Below are 14,621 nucleotides of genomic sequence, written 5' to 3'. Positions count from 1 at the left end.
CATGCGGTGTTCGCTGGCGTGCCCGCCTTTTAGGCAGGCTAGCCGTGATCGATCGTCGCCACCAGCCCGCGCCGGCCGTTGCGGTCGAAGGCCGCCACCTTGATCGTGCCGCGCGCGGCGATCGGTCCCGTCACCGGCGGGCTGGCGGCCGTGGGTTCGCTGCCGTCGATGGTATAGCGCAGCGTGATGCCGGGCAGGACGTGGTTGGCGAGCACGCGGTCGCCCTCGACGATCAGGCCGGGCGGTGCGATGCGGTAGTCGACGCCCACGCCGTCCAGGTCCAGGCGCGGCAGCACGCGCTGGCCCAGCGTATTGACGAAGCCGGTCCACGCATCGCGGTACAGCGCCGCGGCACTGGCCGGATCGCTCTCAGTGGCCCAGGTGGGATCGGGGGCCCAGGCGCGTTCCGCCACGGCCAGCAGGCGCGGCATGACGAGGTAGTCGATGAGGACTGGGTCGCGCGCGGTCTCCGTGAACATCGTGGCCTCGAGCCCGCGCACGCGGCGCTTGCCGAAGTCGGTGAGGCCGTCCTTGCCCATGCGCGCGGCCGGCGCCGCGTTCTTCAGGTAGTCGAAGGGAATGAAGTCGTAGACGTCCTCCAGCTCCGTGTAGGCGCCCCAGTTGACGCCGGGCTCCTCCGGATTGGCGTTGTACGACATGTCCATGTACATCCTGGTCACCGGCGCCAGCACGATGTCGTAGCCGGCATTGGCGAGGCGGTAGGCGAAGTCCTCGGCACCGGGCGTGTTGTTCCAGACATAGGCGTGAAAGCCCCGCTGGGTAAAGTGGGGATTCGGGATCAGCTTGCGGCGGCCGTGCAGCACCGTCTGGCGCGCGCCGATCTCTTCCCAGCCGGACGTGAACAGGCCGCGTCGGCGCAGCATGGCATCGACACGGTCGTAGAAATAATCCCACAGGTCGGCCGTCGTCTCGAGTCCCTCCTGCCGCATGCGCGCTTGCGCTGCCGGGGATTTTTCCCAGGCGCCGTCCGGCACTTCGTCGCCGCCCATGAAGACCGTGTGCAGCGGCACGCCGGCCTCGCGGTGCAGCGCGACGATGGCGTCGACCACGTGCTCGATGAAGACGAAGCTCGACTCCAGGCCCGGATTGAGCACGTGGTCCGTGTACATCTGCGGCGACTTGTAGACGGAGCGGTCCTCGAACTCGGTCAGCAGGTACCTGGCCGCGTCCTTGTCCCCTGCCGCCCGCAGGCGCCGGTAGCGCGCTTCCATCGCCTGGATGGCGGCGCGCGCATGGCCCGGCATCTCGATCTCCGGCACCACCTCGATGTGGCGCGCATGCGCGTAGCGCAGGATCTCGATGTAGTCGGCGCGGCTGAAGTAGCCGCTGCCGCGGGGGTCCTTGGGATCGGGGCCGGAACCATAGGCTGGCTGCAGCCGCAGGCCGGGCTGCGCCGCGTGGCCGCGCACGGCGCCGATGGACGTCAGCTCCGGCAGGCCCGCGATCTCGAGACGCCAGCCTTCATCGTCCGTCAGGTGGAAGTGGAAGCGATTCAGCTTGAAGCGCGCCATCAGGTCCAGCCACTTGAACACCGTCTGCTTGCCGTGGAAGTTGCGCGCGACATCGAGCTGGAAGCCGCGGTAGCCGAACCTTGGCACATCGACGATCTCGATGGCCGGAAGCGCGAAGTCCCGCGTGCCGGGCAGCGGCATCAGGCCGCGCAGCGTCTGCAGGCCATAGGAGACGCCGGCCGCGCTGTTGCCGACGATGGCGATGCCGCCATCCGCCGTGATGCTCAGGCGGTAGGCTTCCGGCGAGGCCTGGCCGGCGACCTTGCCCACTTCCAGGCGCAGCAGCGGGCCGCCATCCGGCAGGTTCGCGGGGAACAGCGATCGCGCCAGCGCCGCTTCATTGCTCAACGCGGCCGGCGCATCGATGCGTGGACGCGCCGTCAGCCGCAGCGTTCCCCTGCCCTTCTTCAGCTGCAAGGGAGTGGGCAGCACCGGCGGAACCTCAGTGGCGGGCAGCAGGACGGCGCGGGCGTTGCGGCGATAGGTGTCCTGCGGCGTGGTCAGGGGAGGAATGCCGCTCTGCCCCCGGTCCAGCTGCTCCGGACGCGTGACGGGCAACAGCGCGAAGTCGATGGCCGTACCCGCGTCCGGCGCCGCATCGTAGACGAGGTAGGGGCCGGCCGGTGCGCGCGACAGCTTGATGACGGGGTCCGGGTGATAGTAGACGACGTCCAGCGTCTGGCCCGGTTGCAGGCCGGGGAAATCCGGCGCAGGACGCAGGCGGAACAAACCGCCCGCGACCTGCTCCAGGGTCACCTTTCCCGGCAAGGCGCCCGTCTCGACGCGTTCCATGAAATTGAGGTACAGCGACCAGCCCTGCGGCGGCAACGGTTTGCTGTCCTTGTTGGTGAGGATCAGGCGCGCCTGCGTGCGGCCATTCGGTGCCTGGGCCGAGTACAGGTTGCGCTGCAGTTCCCAGCGCAGTTGCAACTTGGCGCCGCTGGCAACGGTTTCCTGTATCGCTGGGGCTTCCTGCGCCTGCGCCTGTGCCAGTGGCGCGGCCAGCAAGGCGAGCAGCAGCCAGCGTGCGTATCGTGTCCGGTCGATCAACGGTGTCTCCATTCAGCGCCAGCGGCGGATGGCATGCCCGCGCGCCGCATACCAGAAAATCAGCGCATAACACGGCAGCATGAGCCAGTAGGCCTCGCGCAGCGCGACGGCGTCGGAAAGGCGCCCGTACAGCAGCGGCAGCACGGCGCCGCCGGCGATCGCCATCACCAGCAGGGCCGAGCCACTGGCCGTGTGGCGCCCGAGTCCCTGCAGCGCGAGGGGCCAGATGGCCGGCCACACCATCGCATTCGCAAGGCCCAGCAGCGCCAGGCACATGACGGTATTCGGTACCGGCGCGATCCCCGTCCAGCCCAGCAAGGCCTGCGCGATGCCGCTGTCGTGCGGCGAACCGGTGGCCACGCCGACGGTGAACACGAGTCCGGCCAGGCCAGAGCATAGCAACGCGCGCTGCTGCGACAGCCAGCGTGGAATCGCCACCACGCCGATCAGGTAGCCGAGCACCATGCACACCATCGTGTACGACGTGAGCACGCCGAAGTTGGAGACGCCCAGTTCGTGGCCGTACAGGCCGATGGTATCGCCCGCGATTACCTCCACGCCGACGTAGGCGAACAAGGCCAGCGCGCCCAGCACCAGTTGGGAGTACTGCAGGACGCCGAGGCGTTCGACACCGTCGTCTCCTTCATCGGTATCGAGCGGAATCTCGCGGAGCCTGGAGAAGTGGATGAAGACCATGATCGCAAACAGCAGCCCGGCCATGCACGCGTATGGGAACACGAGGCGCTGCGCCAGCATGGCGCGCATCGCATCGCGCGCGGCCGGCGCCAGCGTGGCCAGTGCCGTGTGCGAAAAGCGGTCGATATCGGCCAGCATCAGCGAGGAAAAGACAAGCGGCACGACGACGCCCGCCCCCTTGTTGAAGAGTCCCATGATACTGATGCGCATGGCCGCGCTCTCGCGCGGGCCGAGGCAGACGATGTAGGGATTGATGGCTGTCTGCATGAGCGTCATGCCGGTAGCGAGCGTGAACAGCGCGGCCAGGAACAGTGCGTAGTGCGTGGTCTGCGCCGCCGGGATGAACAGCAAGGCGCCGCAGCCCATGATGGCCAGGCCCAGCGTCATGCCGTTCTTGTAGCCGGTTCGCCTGAGCACCGCGGCGGACGGCAGCGCCATCACCGTGTAGGCGATGTAGAACGCGAAGGTGACCCACAGGGCCTGGAAGTTATTGAGGCCGCAGACGATCTTCAGGAACGGGACCAGGGAGCCGTTCAGCCAGGTGACGAAGCCGAGGATGAAGAACAGGAGGCCGACGAAGAGCATGCCGGTGACGACGGTGCTGGTCGAGTCATCGGGTTGCTGTTTTGGCTGGTCGACGCTCAGTTCCATTCTAGCGCTCCTCGTTATGGATGAGTCATGCTAGCAGGGAGGTGGACCTAAGACCAGAAATACCGGTCAACTCATCGTTACGTCGGGTCTAAGTTTAAGTAGACAATTCAGCAATTTTCTTCTTGTCGTCGACGGCGAACGAGCCGCCGGCGAGAAGAACAGAATTTCATGGAAAACAAAAGCTTATATTGATAATAAAATCCAATTTAAGCCAATCCACTTTATTGCCACAAAATCAAGTATCCGACGTCTTAGAGGAAACAATTGATCCAAGTACGTCTGGTATTAATCTCTCACTAAATCCAGCAGCAACACCTAAGATCAGCAGCGCCGATTTGCTTTCTTTGAAAAGAGAAAAAGCCAAATCGGCGTTGGCGGCCGCACATGCAATTGAGCCAAATAATCCGCCAATCAACACGCGACAGACATTACTTAATATTATCAGGACAGCATGATCCCCCTCATTTACGACTGTTGTCTTTGAACGTTCAAGAAATGATATCAACGCTCCTGCGACACCCCCAGTAGCACTTATAAGGGAGAGATGAATAAATTTCGGAAACTCAAATTTATAGTATCCAAATACAGCCACTAACATCAACGTTATCGCAACTCCAACCGTGACTACCAAAAGCTTAAGTTTTACTTCATTTTGTATCGCACCAAGAACAATCTTCTCAAGTGTCAGAAATAGCCCGTTCGCCGCCGAGGGAAGTTTAAACGAACCATGAAGCGCCGCTGCCAATCGTCGATTAAATTTTAACCGATCTTTTTCAGAGAGCAGGGCCTCAGCCATTGAACGAATTCGAGTATACTCAGCTATAGCGAAATCTATCTTTTCTGATTTTGCGCTTATTCTATAACCGATTCCCCCATTCTCATTCTGCCAGACACAATATCCCTGCCCTCGACCAACGATTGCCTTAACGCCTGGATGTGCATCAATTTGATTTTTATAATCTTCCAAAAGTTTATCTAATTCCACCTGATCACATCGTTCAAAAATTCGTCGCAAAATAATTACTATGCACTTGTTCAACAAATCAAATCGTTCATTTTTGAATTTTTTGTCGGCTAAGGTTATCAAGCTTTCCAAGCTTGCCACTCTATTAGAAAATTCGTCTCCGCTATACTTATAGCTTATATTTCTTTGACCTTCTAGGGAAAATACTACTGCGTGTGGCGATTCGTGGTATGTTTTTACCACCTTCTTTCCGCGATAATATACCCCGGCTTTGATTTCCGTCACTTTTGTGACATCAATTTTCACTTCCTCATTTTTCTCTTCAATTCCCACTTCATTTTCCATATTAGGCTTCCAAGTTCGTGACAGTTATCAAAAGGATTGCAGCAAGGAAGTCATGATTGTATGGCAAATCGACGCGTTAATGTTTGTTGTCTTAACTACTAACACTTACAGTTATCCACGCGCCACTTCCCCGTGAACACAGCGAAATTAAGAGCCTATTTTAGTAAGACTCATCTACCGGAACGCCTAAAACTTTTTTTATTCTAAGTCGATGACCGGAAGACTTATCATGGGCTTGGTAAAGTGACGATGGATGGTTGCTAGATGAGTTGTGGTAGCAGATGGAGCCGCTTCCGCCTCCCTTAAGCCACATCCACTGGGTGGTCACAATCCGCGCGTAAGCGACCGTGTCTCAATGGAAGCGATCTTTTTTTGCTGTGTACGGAATGTCAGTGGAATGCGCTGAGCGCTCCGGGAATTTGCTCGAGTCGTTTAGCGCATAGGCAGCTCCAGGAATAGGTCTAAACTGAGCCTGTATCACGCTCGCGACGAAGAGTCGTTCGAAGACGGAATGATGCCGGTGCTTTTCGATGCGACTCCAGCCGGGCAACGTCGACGGAACGAGAACGAACTGCGTTTGCGTCCGATCCGTCGGGTGCCGGCCAATGAAGAGACGGTCTACTTTGCCTCGATCAAGGCCGAACAGCGCGAGATCACTATCGATGCGGCGCGATTAGCGGCTGGTTCAGGCGCTGGTTGCGCATCCCCTGCGGTGGAATGTTTTATTACGTCTGCCGAAGTCGCAGCAGCGGCTGTGAGCCTGATCGACGAGGCTGCACCAAATGACTGCGATGGCGATCAGCCCACCGCCGATGACCGTCTTGTACGCGCAAGGATCATGACGGGCATTTGCTCGATGACGATTTAAATCCAGTCCTTACTTTCGCCCAAGCGAAAGGCTTTCGGTCATGAATAAACCATCTAATGAGCGCATCGCTGAGGCCCTGCCCGCACGCGTCGATGGCATCGACGTGGCAAAGCTGCTCGACACCCCGACCGAAAACAATTTCACCTGCCCGCACACGAATCTGTTCAGCCCCTGCTTTCAGGCTTATTTGGTACTGAGCGAAATCTATCGCGGCGCCCTGCCGCAGAAAGAGTCGGCATGAGTCAGCGCATCCATAACCAGGCAACCCAAGGGAGCGATACCGCATTCGCCTGAGAGATGTGGCAGTACACAGAGCGTCGAGGGGGCAGTGGTCGTCCGCGATCTGTGCAAGCACAGTAAGGAGGCAGAGGGATATGGTCAACGTACCGGCCCGCTGACAGCCCATGAAATCAGGGCATTCGCGGAAACGCACCGCGTTGAGGGCGGCATTGACCTAGCTGGCTTCGCTCGCGCGATTGAGCGCGGCACTGATCAAGGCCTACACCCTGCTCCCAGAGGTGCGCAAGGCAGAACGCGCGAAGCACCATCGTCGATATTTCCTAGGCGGGCTGGACTAGGGGCTTGCCATCTACAGTGGGGCGATCAGGGCGCTCGCCATGGGGCTCACGAAGGATGAAGCTGATACGGAGCCTCCCGCGAAATCGGTTAAGCCGCGTCACAGCATCGAGATTACGAAGCTAGAGGAGCTCGCTGCCTCAGATGGTTTGCGGCTGCGGTTCGAGGACTGGGCCGGCAAGCGCCCGTTCGATTTGAAGCGCCAGAGCGATGGGTACGTCAACATCGAGACTTCTTATGCCTGGATGGGATGGCTCGGAGCCTACGCGGCGATTGGCTAGAAAGAGGATGAATCCGAATGAGCCAGACTGAACGAAATGTTTCGGTGAGCGATGCCGATTGGGCGTTGATGGTCAAAGGCCACGAGGACGTCGGCGACCACCAGAACGCGGACATCATCCGCAAGCAGCGGGAGGTGGCACGTGCGCCGCGCGGCTTCCTTGTCATAACTGGCGAGGTGAGATTCGAACCCGCACCCGCTGTCGCTGCACCCATCGGCGCCGGGGTGGGGCGCGAGCTAGAGCCAGATCGGCAACTACCCGTGAATTCACCAGCGCTGGAGCATTGTTCTATGCCATGGGCGCCGGCGTCGGCGACGCTGCCCTCGCGCCAGATCAAGCGCAGAGCGTCGATACCCTCGCCACGGAGTCGGCGCAGAGAGAGCTGGCCGAGACGCTGCTGGCGGCACCGGACATGAATGCGAAGCTGGGCAGCGCACTCCAAGCACTGCGAAAGACAGAGGTAGCCGAGGCCGTCAGCGTCATGCTGTGGCTGTACCGCCGCCTGCCCCGCGGCTACGGCTGGCCCCCTCACATCGAAGCAGCAGTCGAGCGGGTGGCAAGTTATGTCGGCATCACTGTGGCCGAATGCCTCGCTAAGCATGTACGTGGCCAGAACGAAGACCAAACGAACGGAGTCAACAATCAACGCACTTAACGCTTCCTGCGCCTACCGGCCGTGATCGAGCTGATCGGCCTCGAGCGCACAGTCATCTACGAGCGAATCAAGGCGGGCACTTTCCCTGCGCCCGTCCAGATCGGGCCACGGCGGTTGCCTGGGATGCAGAAGAGTTGTCTCAATGGCAACAGAGCTTGACTAGCGGAGTAAAGACTAGCGCCACGTAAGAGAGGCAGCACGATAAAACCAATCATAGTTGCTCAAGATTTTTCCTTGACTCTTCGAGAGCTGTATAGAGATCATCAAGCTCGTTATACAGCTTGTCTGTGGGAGGCGCACCATTAGCCCCGAGAGGCGGGATATTCACGTGCGCCTTATGATCCAAGTGCGATGAGATCACTGCTACTGCAGTTTCGATACCGAAGAACGAGCCAGACAATTTCGTTATCCGCTCAATGATCGTGCCGTCAATGCCAGAATAAAGGTCGCGATCGTATAGCGCCTCGTACCTTCGCATCAGCGCAAGACTATTCCCAGTAATCGCGGCAAGCGGCTTGCTACCCTCTTTCAGTGACTTCCCGAGATAATGCACCCTCAGCCGAAGATCATTGACGATCGCCATCGTGTGATGAAGTGCCCGGACGCGGTCAAGCAATATAGAGTCTCGTCGCTGCTGGTTCGCTATGTGAAGTGCTACCCAAGCTGCTACCACCGCGCCAATCCCAGATGTCCACGAACCGAGAAGGCTAAGCATATCGAGCCAAATTTTGTACTCAGTTTCGGTAGACGCGTGGACGGCATTGCGCCACAACGCAACCGATGTGCCGATTGCTATTGATGCAACGAATGCAACAAACAGCAACACATAAAAGACGAGCTTTTTCATTCAATCAACCAGCATACCGAGTGGTGTATTGCTTAATTGTAATCGTTCTCAACTAGAGGGTCAGCAAAATGTTGCTCCCCTGCTGTGGGGGTAGGAGTCTGGACATCAGTAAGGGGCGTGGCGAGCTTGGGCATGGCGGTATCTGTTTCGACGGTATGAGTAGATACCGTCAACAGTACCGCTAGAGATGCTGGATTTCAATGGACTCTAAAAACGGTTGGCGAACAAAAAACCCGCGTTCTCACAAGGAGTAACGCGGGTTTGCTGAACGAATTTGGATCACTTCGTACATGTTCCTGGCGGAGAGAGGGGGATTCGAACCCCCGATAGGCTATGAACCTATACACGCTTTCCAGGCGTGCGACTTAAACCACTCATCCATCTCTCCTGATGGGTTTTCGCATCTCTGCGAAGCCGCCTATTATAGCAACTATTCCCGGCAGTACAAGGGTGTTCGGTGCCCATGTCGCGCGCGGCGTGCGCAGCCTTACTTGGGTCCCCGCCTGCGCAGGGGTGACGAGTGTTGTTTGCGATACCACAAGCACTGGAGTTTCGGTGGCCCACAATAGTGCAATAATGGTATTGTTGCTCAGATAAAACTTTCTCACATACGAGCCACAGCCGCCGTGAAACGCCAATCCCTCTACGCCATCATCTTCGCAGTCGCCTCAGCCGGCGCCGCCAGCGGTACCTATCTCGTCAGCCGCAAGTCCGACACGCCGCCCGCGCCGCAGCAGTCGGGCAGCAGCGCCGCGCAGTCGTCGCAGGCCAACGCCATTGCCTCGGACATGCGCGAGATGCTGGCCGCCTACCGCAAGATGATCGTGCTGACGCTGGACGAGGAAGCGCTGTCCGCCGAGGCGCGGGCGGAGGCGAATCGCGTCGGCCAGCAGCTGTTCCACGAAAACCAGGAGCGCATCGCCCGGGTCGACAGCGCGGTGGGCCAACTGCTCGCGTCGACCGATGCGCGCCGCTTCGACCAGGTCGGCGGCCTGCTCGACTATGTGGAATCGGGCGAAGGCCTGTACGACGCAGACCGCCTGGCTTTCCGCGAGATGCTGCAGTCGCTGCTCGACCGCGTGGCCCAGGATTCCGCGCTCCCCGCGATCAAGCTGCACAAGCGGATCTCGGAAGACCTCGACGCGCTGGCCGAAGTCGTGCGCATGTACGAGAAGGAGATCCGCGCCGTGTTCGGCCGCTACGAGTCGCGCTCCATCGTCCTGAAGCGCGAGAAGTGGGACAGCTACGTCGCCTACCTGAAGACGCTGTACCAGCGCGACCGCATCCTCAAGGATTACGGCGTCGTGCTGCCCTACCCTGCCAAGCCCGATCCGGTCGAACCCGCCGAGCCGGCGGCGGCGCCGACGAAAGCGCGCGAGGAGGCCGAGATCTTCGGCAAGACGCTGCCGAAGAAGACCATCGTACTGACCTTCGACGACGGCCCGCACCGCCGCTACAGCGAGGAGATCGCTGCCATCCTCAAGCAGTACGATGCGCCGGCCGTGTTCTTCAGCGTCGGCAGGAATCTAGGCACGCTCGATGCAAACGGCGCCGCCAAGTTGAACGCCGGCGCGGCCGTCAGCCGCAAGCTCAAGGCCCAGGGCTACGTACTCGCGAACCACAGCTTCTCGCATGCGCAACTGTCCAAGCAGACGGGCGCCGGGCTGCGCTCGGAGATCCTCGATACGGATACCCTGCTGAAAGCCGTCGACCCGCAGCGCTCCGACCTGTTCCGCTTTCCCTATGGCGCGCGCAACAAGGAAGGCTTGCAGCTGCTGGAGAACGCGCACCTGAAGTCGGTGATGTGGAATATCGATTCTCTCGACTGGGCCGACCCCGTACCCTCCTCCATCGCCGACCGCGTGCTGCGCGCGGTGGACAAGGAGGGCCGCGGCATCATCCTGTTCCACGACATCCACGAGCGCACCGTGAAGGCGCTGCCCGCGATCCTGGAGCGCCTGGCGGCCGAGGGCTACCAGTTCGCCGGCTGGGACGGCGCGGCGTTCAAGGCCAGCGCCAGCGCCGCGCCGGCGCCCGTGCCGCGGGCGGCCGCCACGGGGTATGCGAATTCGTGGGCGATCCTCGTCGGCGTCGACAATTATCCGAAGTGGCCGCGCCTGCAGTATGCGGTACACGATGCCGAGGGCGTCGGCCAGCTGCTGGTGCAGAAGTTCGGCTTTGCGCCGGAACGCGTCATCACGCTGAAGAACGAGCAGGCCACGCGCACGGGCATCCTCGCCGCCTTCCACGACAAACTGGCGCATGGAGGACTGCAGCCGAACGACCGCATCTTCGTGTTCTTCGCCGGCCACGGCGCCACGCGCAAGCTCAGTTCGGGGCGCGATCTCGGCTACATCATTCCCTACGACGCCGATCCGAACCAGCTGGCGACGGACGCGATTCCGATGACGGAGATCCAGAACATCGCGGAGAGCCTGCAGGCCAAGCACGCGTTCTTCGTGATGGATGCCTGCTACAGCGGCCTGGGACTCACGCGCGGTGGCGCCAATGCGTCCTTCCTGCGCGATAACGCGCGCCGCCTGGGACGCCAGATGCTGACGGCCGGCGGCGCCGACCAGCTGGTGTCCGACGGCGGGCCGAACGGCCACTCGGTGTTCACCTGGACGCTGATGCAGGGCCTGGGCGGCAAGGCCGACCTGAACGGCGACGGCCTGATCACGGCGACCGAGCTGGCGGCCTATGTGGCGCCGGCCGTATCGAGCGTGGCGCAGCAGACGCCGGCCTTCGGCAGCCTGCCCGGTTCGGAAGGCGGCGACTTCGTGTTCGAGCTGCCGGAAGAGACGGAATTCCTGAACACGAACACGGCGCAGCTGTCGAACGATGCGATCGCGCTGAACAGCAAGCTCGATGCGAAAGCATCCACGCCCTCGGCCACCGTCGTCGTCAAGGACTTGCAAGGCGGTACCGCGACGATCACGGCGCCGGCCGCCGTGCCCGTGTCGAGCCGGCAGCAGGCGCAGCGCGCCAACGACCACGGGCTGCAGCTGTACAAGGAAAAGCAGTACGCGCAGGCCGAGGCGCAGTTCACGGAAGCGCTCAAATTGCGGCCGAACTTTGCGCTGGCGGCGAACAACCTGGGCTTCGTGTTCTACAAGCAGGACAAGTTCGCGGAAGCGGCGCGCTGGTTCGAGAATGCGATCAGGATGGATCCGTCGCGGGCGATCGCGTACATGAACCTGGGCGATGCGTATGCGCGGGCGGGGGATGGGGGGAAGGCGAAGGCGGCGTACAAGACGTATCTGGAGCTGGCGCCGAATAGTGCTGGGGCGGGGTATGCTCGGCAGCAGATGGAGAAACTGTAAGTTTGCCCGTCGTTCCCGCGCAGGCGGGAACCCATGCTGAGCGTCTTTAGTCACTTCAGTATGGGTTCCCGCCTGCGCGGGAACGACGTGGGTGGTCGGTCAACGGTTCAGCTTCGGTGTCGTTTACTTCACATTGGGTCCCTGCCTGCGCAGGGACGACGTTGTTCCCCGCCGCCACAACCCTGGAGGACCGCGATGGAAATGAAGAAGATCAACGCCGGCAAACTGCGCGCCATCGGCTACGACCAGCGCGAACGCACCCTGCGCGTGGAATTCGACGACGGCACCGCCATCGACTACGCCGCCGTCGGCAGCGACACCTGGCGCAAGCTGTCGACGTCCGCCTCGCCGTGGAGTTATTACCGCGACAACATCGAGGAAGAGTTCACGGGAAAGCGCGGACGCGCCGCACCCAGCGCCGGGACAGCGGCCATCGACCGCGACGCCCTGATGAAAGCCTTCGGCGGCGGCAGCGATACCGACGGCGCGTAACACCAGACACGCCTAAAAAAAATGCCGCACCGGTTTCCCGGGCGGCATCAACTCTGCAATCTGTCAGGAGATTAGACTCCTAAATCGGCCTGCACTCAAGCAGATTCTTTCAGCTGGTCGAGAATGGCCGGGTTTTCCAGCGTCGACACGTCCTGGCTGATGGTTTCCCCCTTGGCCAGCACGCGCAGCAGGCGGCGCATGATCTTGCCGGAGCGCGTCTTCGGCAGGTTGTCGCCGAAGCGGATTTCCTTCGGTTTCGCGATCGGGCCGATTTCCTTGCCGACCCAGTTGCGCAGCTCGGCCGCCAGCTTCTTCGCTTCCTCGCCGGTGGGGCGCGCCTGCTTGAGCACGACGAAGGCGCAGATCGCCTCGCCCGTCGTCTCGTCCGGCTTGCCGACCACGGCGGCTTCCGCCACCACCGGGTGCGCCACCAGCGCCGATTCGATTTCCATCGTGCCCATGCGGTGGCCCGAGACGTTCAGCACGTCGTCGATGCGGCCCGTGATGGTGAAGTAGCCCGTGTCCTTGTTGCGGATCGCGCCGTCGCCGGCCAGGTAGTACTTGCCGCCCAGCTCTTCCGGGTAGTAGGCGGTGCGGAAGCGGTCCGGGTTGTTCCAGATCGTGCGGATCATCGACGGCCACGGACGCTTGACGACGAGGATGCCGCCCTGCCCGTTCGGCACGTCGGCGCCCGATTCGTCCACGATGGCGGCCATGATGCCCGGCAGCGGCAGCGTGCAGGAACCCGGCACCATCGGCGTCGCGCCCGGCAGCGGCGTGATCATGTGGCCGCCCGTCTCGGTCTGCCAGAAGGTGTCCACGATCGGGCAGCGCGCGCCGCCGACATTGTTGTAGTACCACATCCAGGCTTCCGGATTGATCGGCTCGCCCACGGTGCCCAGCAGGCGCAGGCTGGACAGGTCGAAGCTCTTCGGATGCACCTTCTCGTCCGCGTTCGAGGCCTTGATCAGCGAACGGATCGCGGTCGGCGCCGTGTAGAAGATGCTGACCTTGTGCTTGGCGATGGTTTCCCAGAAACGGCCCGCGTGCGGGTAGGTCGGCACGCCTTCGAAGATGACTTGCGTGGCGCCGACGGCGGTCGGGCCGTAGGCGATGTAGGTGTGGCCCGTGACCCAGCCGATGTCGGCCGTGCACCAGTAGACGTCTTCCGGCTTGATGTCGAAGGTCCACTTCATCGTCAGCATCGCCCACAGCAGGTAGCCGCCGGTGGAGTGCTGGACGCCCTTCGGCGTGCCCGTCGAACCCGAGGTGTAGAGGATGAACAGCGGATGTTCGGCATCCACCCACTCCGGCTCGCACTCGGCGCTCTGGCCGTCGACCAGGTCGTGCAGCCAGATGTCGCGGCCTTCCTGGAACTGGATGTTGCCGCCCGTGCGCTTGTAGACGATGACGTCCTTGATGGTCTCGCAGCCGCCCATGGCCAGCGCCTCGTCGACGATGGACTTCAGCGGCAGCGATTTACCGCCGCGCAGCTGCTCGTCGGCAGTGATGACGGCGACGGCGCCGGCGTCGACGATGCGCTCCTGCAGCGACTTCGCCGAGAAGCCGCCGAACACGACGGAGTGCGTCGCGCCGATGCGGGCGCAGGCCTGCATCGCGGCCACGCCTTCGATCGACATCGACATGTAGATGACGACGCGGTCGCCCTTCTTGATGCCGCGCGACTTCAGGCCGTTGGCGAACTTGCCGACGCGCTCGTGCAGCTCGCGGTAGGTGGCGCGCGTGACGGTGCCGTCGTCGGCTTCGAAGATGATGGCGGTCTTGTCGCCGTTGCCGTTCTCGATATTGCGGTCGAGGCAGTTGTACGACGCGTTCAGCTTGCCGTCGGCGAACCATTTATAGAATGGCGCATCCGACTCGTCGAGCGTCTGGGTGAAGGGCTTGTTCCAGGCGATGTTCTCGCGGGCCAGGCGGGCCCAGAAGCCTTCGTAGTCCTGTTCGGCTTCGGCGCACAGCTTGTTGTACGCCTCCATGCCGGAAATGGTCGCCTGGTCGGCGAATTGCGCGGACGGATTGAATACGCGGTTTTCCTGCAGGCCCTGCAGGCTGTTCTCGTTCTCGGCCATACTAGTCTCCTTAGTAATACAGATCCCCGATCGGTACGGCGGCCACGCGGGGGCCGCAGGTCGGGATCCTGGTAGTTTTGCCACATACCTTATGCGGGCTCGCTTACTGATCGCTTACATGGAGCATGTCCATCGGCGCCGGCGGCCTCGCTTCGGCATCCCGAGGTCATTCTAGCAAGCTTTCCGGAATGCCGATGGACAGTGCCAGTGGAGCCCGGCGGGTGTAGAATGCCGAGTTGTCTTCCCCCTGCGCC

At 61.5% G+C, this 14,621-nt stretch carries 12 protein-coding genes and 1 tRNA gene; 7 read left to right on the top strand and 6 right to left on the bottom strand.

Annotated features, from left to right (window positions below; genetic code table 11):
- Nucleotides 1-38 precede the first annotated feature (38 nt).
- The 3 genes from ACI1V7_RS11260 to ACI1V7_RS11250 form a co-directional block, all read right to left on the bottom strand.
- Nucleotides 39-2,594: a family 20 glycosylhydrolase gene (locus ACI1V7_RS11260; RefSeq protein ID WP_404531850.1), complete on the bottom strand. Its 2,556-nt coding sequence runs from the start codon at nucleotides 2,592-2,594 to the stop codon at nucleotides 39-41.
- Nucleotides 2,595-3,929: a sugar MFS transporter gene (locus ACI1V7_RS11255; RefSeq protein WP_404531849.1), complete on the bottom strand. Its 1,335-nt coding sequence runs from the start codon at nucleotides 3,927-3,929 to the stop codon at nucleotides 2,595-2,597. It lies immediately after the preceding gene.
- 235 nt (nucleotides 3,930-4,164) lie between these two features.
- Complete coding sequence (locus ACI1V7_RS11250; protein ID WP_404531848.1) at nucleotides 4,165-5,238, bottom strand: hypothetical protein; 1,074 nt, start codon at nucleotides 5,236-5,238, stop codon at nucleotides 4,165-4,167.
- 511 nt (nucleotides 5,239-5,749) lie between these two features.
- On the opposite strand from ACI1V7_RS11250, the gene ACI1V7_RS11245 reads away from it, so the two are divergent.
- The 5 genes from ACI1V7_RS11245 to ACI1V7_RS11225 all read left to right on the top strand — a co-directional run bounded on the left by ACI1V7_RS11245 (nucleotide 5,750) and on the right by ACI1V7_RS11225 (nucleotide 7,777).
- On the top strand, nucleotides 5,750-6,106 hold the full coding sequence (locus tag ACI1V7_RS11245) for a hypothetical protein (protein ID WP_404531847.1): 357 nt from the start codon (nucleotides 5,750-5,752) through the stop codon (nucleotides 6,104-6,106).
- A 40-nt stretch (nucleotides 6,107-6,146) separates the two neighbouring features.
- On the top strand, nucleotides 6,147-6,347 hold the full coding sequence (locus ACI1V7_RS11240) for a hypothetical protein (RefSeq protein WP_404531846.1): 201 nt from the start codon (nucleotides 6,147-6,149) through the stop codon (nucleotides 6,345-6,347).
- 376 nt (nucleotides 6,348-6,723) lie between these two features.
- Nucleotides 6,724-6,963 carry a phiTE_015 family protein gene (locus ACI1V7_RS11235; protein WP_404531845.1) on the top strand — a complete coding sequence of 80 codons (240 nt, stop codon included), beginning with the start codon at nucleotides 6,724-6,726 and terminating at the stop codon, nucleotides 6,961-6,963.
- A gap of 295 nt (nucleotides 6,964-7,258) precedes the next feature.
- The gene (locus ACI1V7_RS11230) at nucleotides 7,259-7,618 is read left to right on the top strand and encodes a hypothetical protein (RefSeq protein ID WP_404531844.1); all 360 of its coding nucleotides are present in this window, start codon (nucleotides 7,259-7,261) and stop codon (nucleotides 7,616-7,618) included.
- 21 nt (nucleotides 7,619-7,639) lie between these two features.
- A complete protein-coding gene (locus ACI1V7_RS11225) occupies nucleotides 7,640-7,777 on the top strand; it encodes a helix-turn-helix transcriptional regulator (protein ID WP_404531843.1) in 138 nt (45 codons plus the stop codon).
- Between the two features lie 52 nt (nucleotides 7,778-7,829).
- Here ACI1V7_RS11225 and ACI1V7_RS11220 read toward each other — a convergent pair whose 3' ends face one another.
- Nucleotides 7,830-8,465, bottom strand: coding sequence for a hypothetical protein (locus tag ACI1V7_RS11220; protein ID WP_404531842.1), 636 nt, complete (start codon nucleotides 8,463-8,465; stop codon nucleotides 7,830-7,832).
- 297 nt (nucleotides 8,466-8,762) lie between these two features.
- A tRNA-Ser gene (locus ACI1V7_RS11215) sits at nucleotides 8,763-8,853 on the bottom strand.
- A gap of 238 nt (nucleotides 8,854-9,091) precedes the next feature.
- On the opposite strand from ACI1V7_RS11215, the gene ACI1V7_RS11210 reads away from it, so the two are divergent.
- Together ACI1V7_RS11210 and ACI1V7_RS11205 are read left to right on the top strand one after the other, a co-directional pair.
- Complete coding sequence (locus ACI1V7_RS11210; protein ID WP_404531841.1) at nucleotides 9,092-11,788, top strand: polysaccharide deacetylase family protein; 2,697 nt, start codon at nucleotides 9,092-9,094, stop codon at nucleotides 11,786-11,788.
- A 195-nt stretch (nucleotides 11,789-11,983) separates the two neighbouring features.
- Entirely contained in the window at nucleotides 11,984-12,280 is a 297-nt protein-coding gene (locus ACI1V7_RS11205) for a KTSC domain-containing protein (RefSeq protein ID WP_404531840.1), read from the top strand.
- A gap of 95 nt (nucleotides 12,281-12,375) precedes the next feature.
- Here the strand turns inward: ACI1V7_RS11205 and acs are convergent, their stop codons facing one another.
- On the bottom strand, nucleotides 12,376-14,367 hold the full coding sequence (gene acs / locus ACI1V7_RS11200; protein WP_404531839.1) for an acetate--CoA ligase: 1,992 nt from the start codon (nucleotides 14,365-14,367) through the stop codon (nucleotides 12,376-12,378).
- Between the last annotated feature and the right edge of the window lie 254 nt (nucleotides 14,368-14,621).

It is taken from the genome of Massilia paldalensis, assembly GCF_044901715.1.
Classification (GTDB): domain Bacteria; phylum Pseudomonadota; class Gammaproteobacteria; order Burkholderiales; family Burkholderiaceae_D; genus Telluria; species Telluria paldalensis.
The sequence above is the reverse complement of the archived record's forward strand: the minus strand, read 5'-3'. Positions and strand labels throughout refer to the sequence as shown.

Excerpts from the sequence above, each read along its gene's own strand:
- ACI1V7_RS11250 (WP_404531848.1), bottom strand. The coding sequence starts at position 5,238 with ATGGAAAATGAAGTGGGAATTGAAGAGAAAAATGAGGAAGTGAAAATT.
- ACI1V7_RS11245 (WP_404531847.1), top strand. The coding sequence starts at position 5,750 with ATGATGCCGGTGCTTTTCGATGCGACTCCAGCCGGGCAACGTCGACGG.
- ACI1V7_RS11230 (WP_404531844.1), top strand. The coding sequence starts at position 7,259 with ATGGGCGCCGGCGTCGGCGACGCTGCCCTCGCGCCAGATCAAGCGCAG.
- ACI1V7_RS11205 (WP_404531840.1), top strand. The coding sequence starts at position 11,984 with ATGGAAATGAAGAAGATCAACGCCGGCAAACTGCGCGCCATCGGCTAC.
- ACI1V7_RS11260 (WP_404531850.1), bottom strand. The coding sequence starts at position 2,594 with ATGGAGACACCGTTGATCGACCGGACACGATACGCACGCTGGCTGCTG.
- ACI1V7_RS11235 (WP_404531845.1), top strand. The coding sequence starts at position 6,724 with ATGGGGCTCACGAAGGATGAAGCTGATACGGAGCCTCCCGCGAAATCG.
- ACI1V7_RS11220 (WP_404531842.1), bottom strand. The coding sequence starts at position 8,465 with ATGAAAAAGCTCGTCTTTTATGTGTTGCTGTTTGTTGCATTCGTTGCA.
- acs (WP_404531839.1), bottom strand. The coding sequence starts at position 14,367 with ATGGCCGAGAACGAGAACAGCCTGCAGGGCCTGCAGGAAAACCGCGTA.
- ACI1V7_RS11240 (WP_404531846.1), top strand. The coding sequence starts at position 6,147 with ATGAATAAACCATCTAATGAGCGCATCGCTGAGGCCCTGCCCGCACGC.
- ACI1V7_RS11255 (WP_404531849.1), bottom strand. The coding sequence starts at position 3,929 with ATGGAACTGAGCGTCGACCAGCCAAAACAGCAACCCGATGACTCGACC.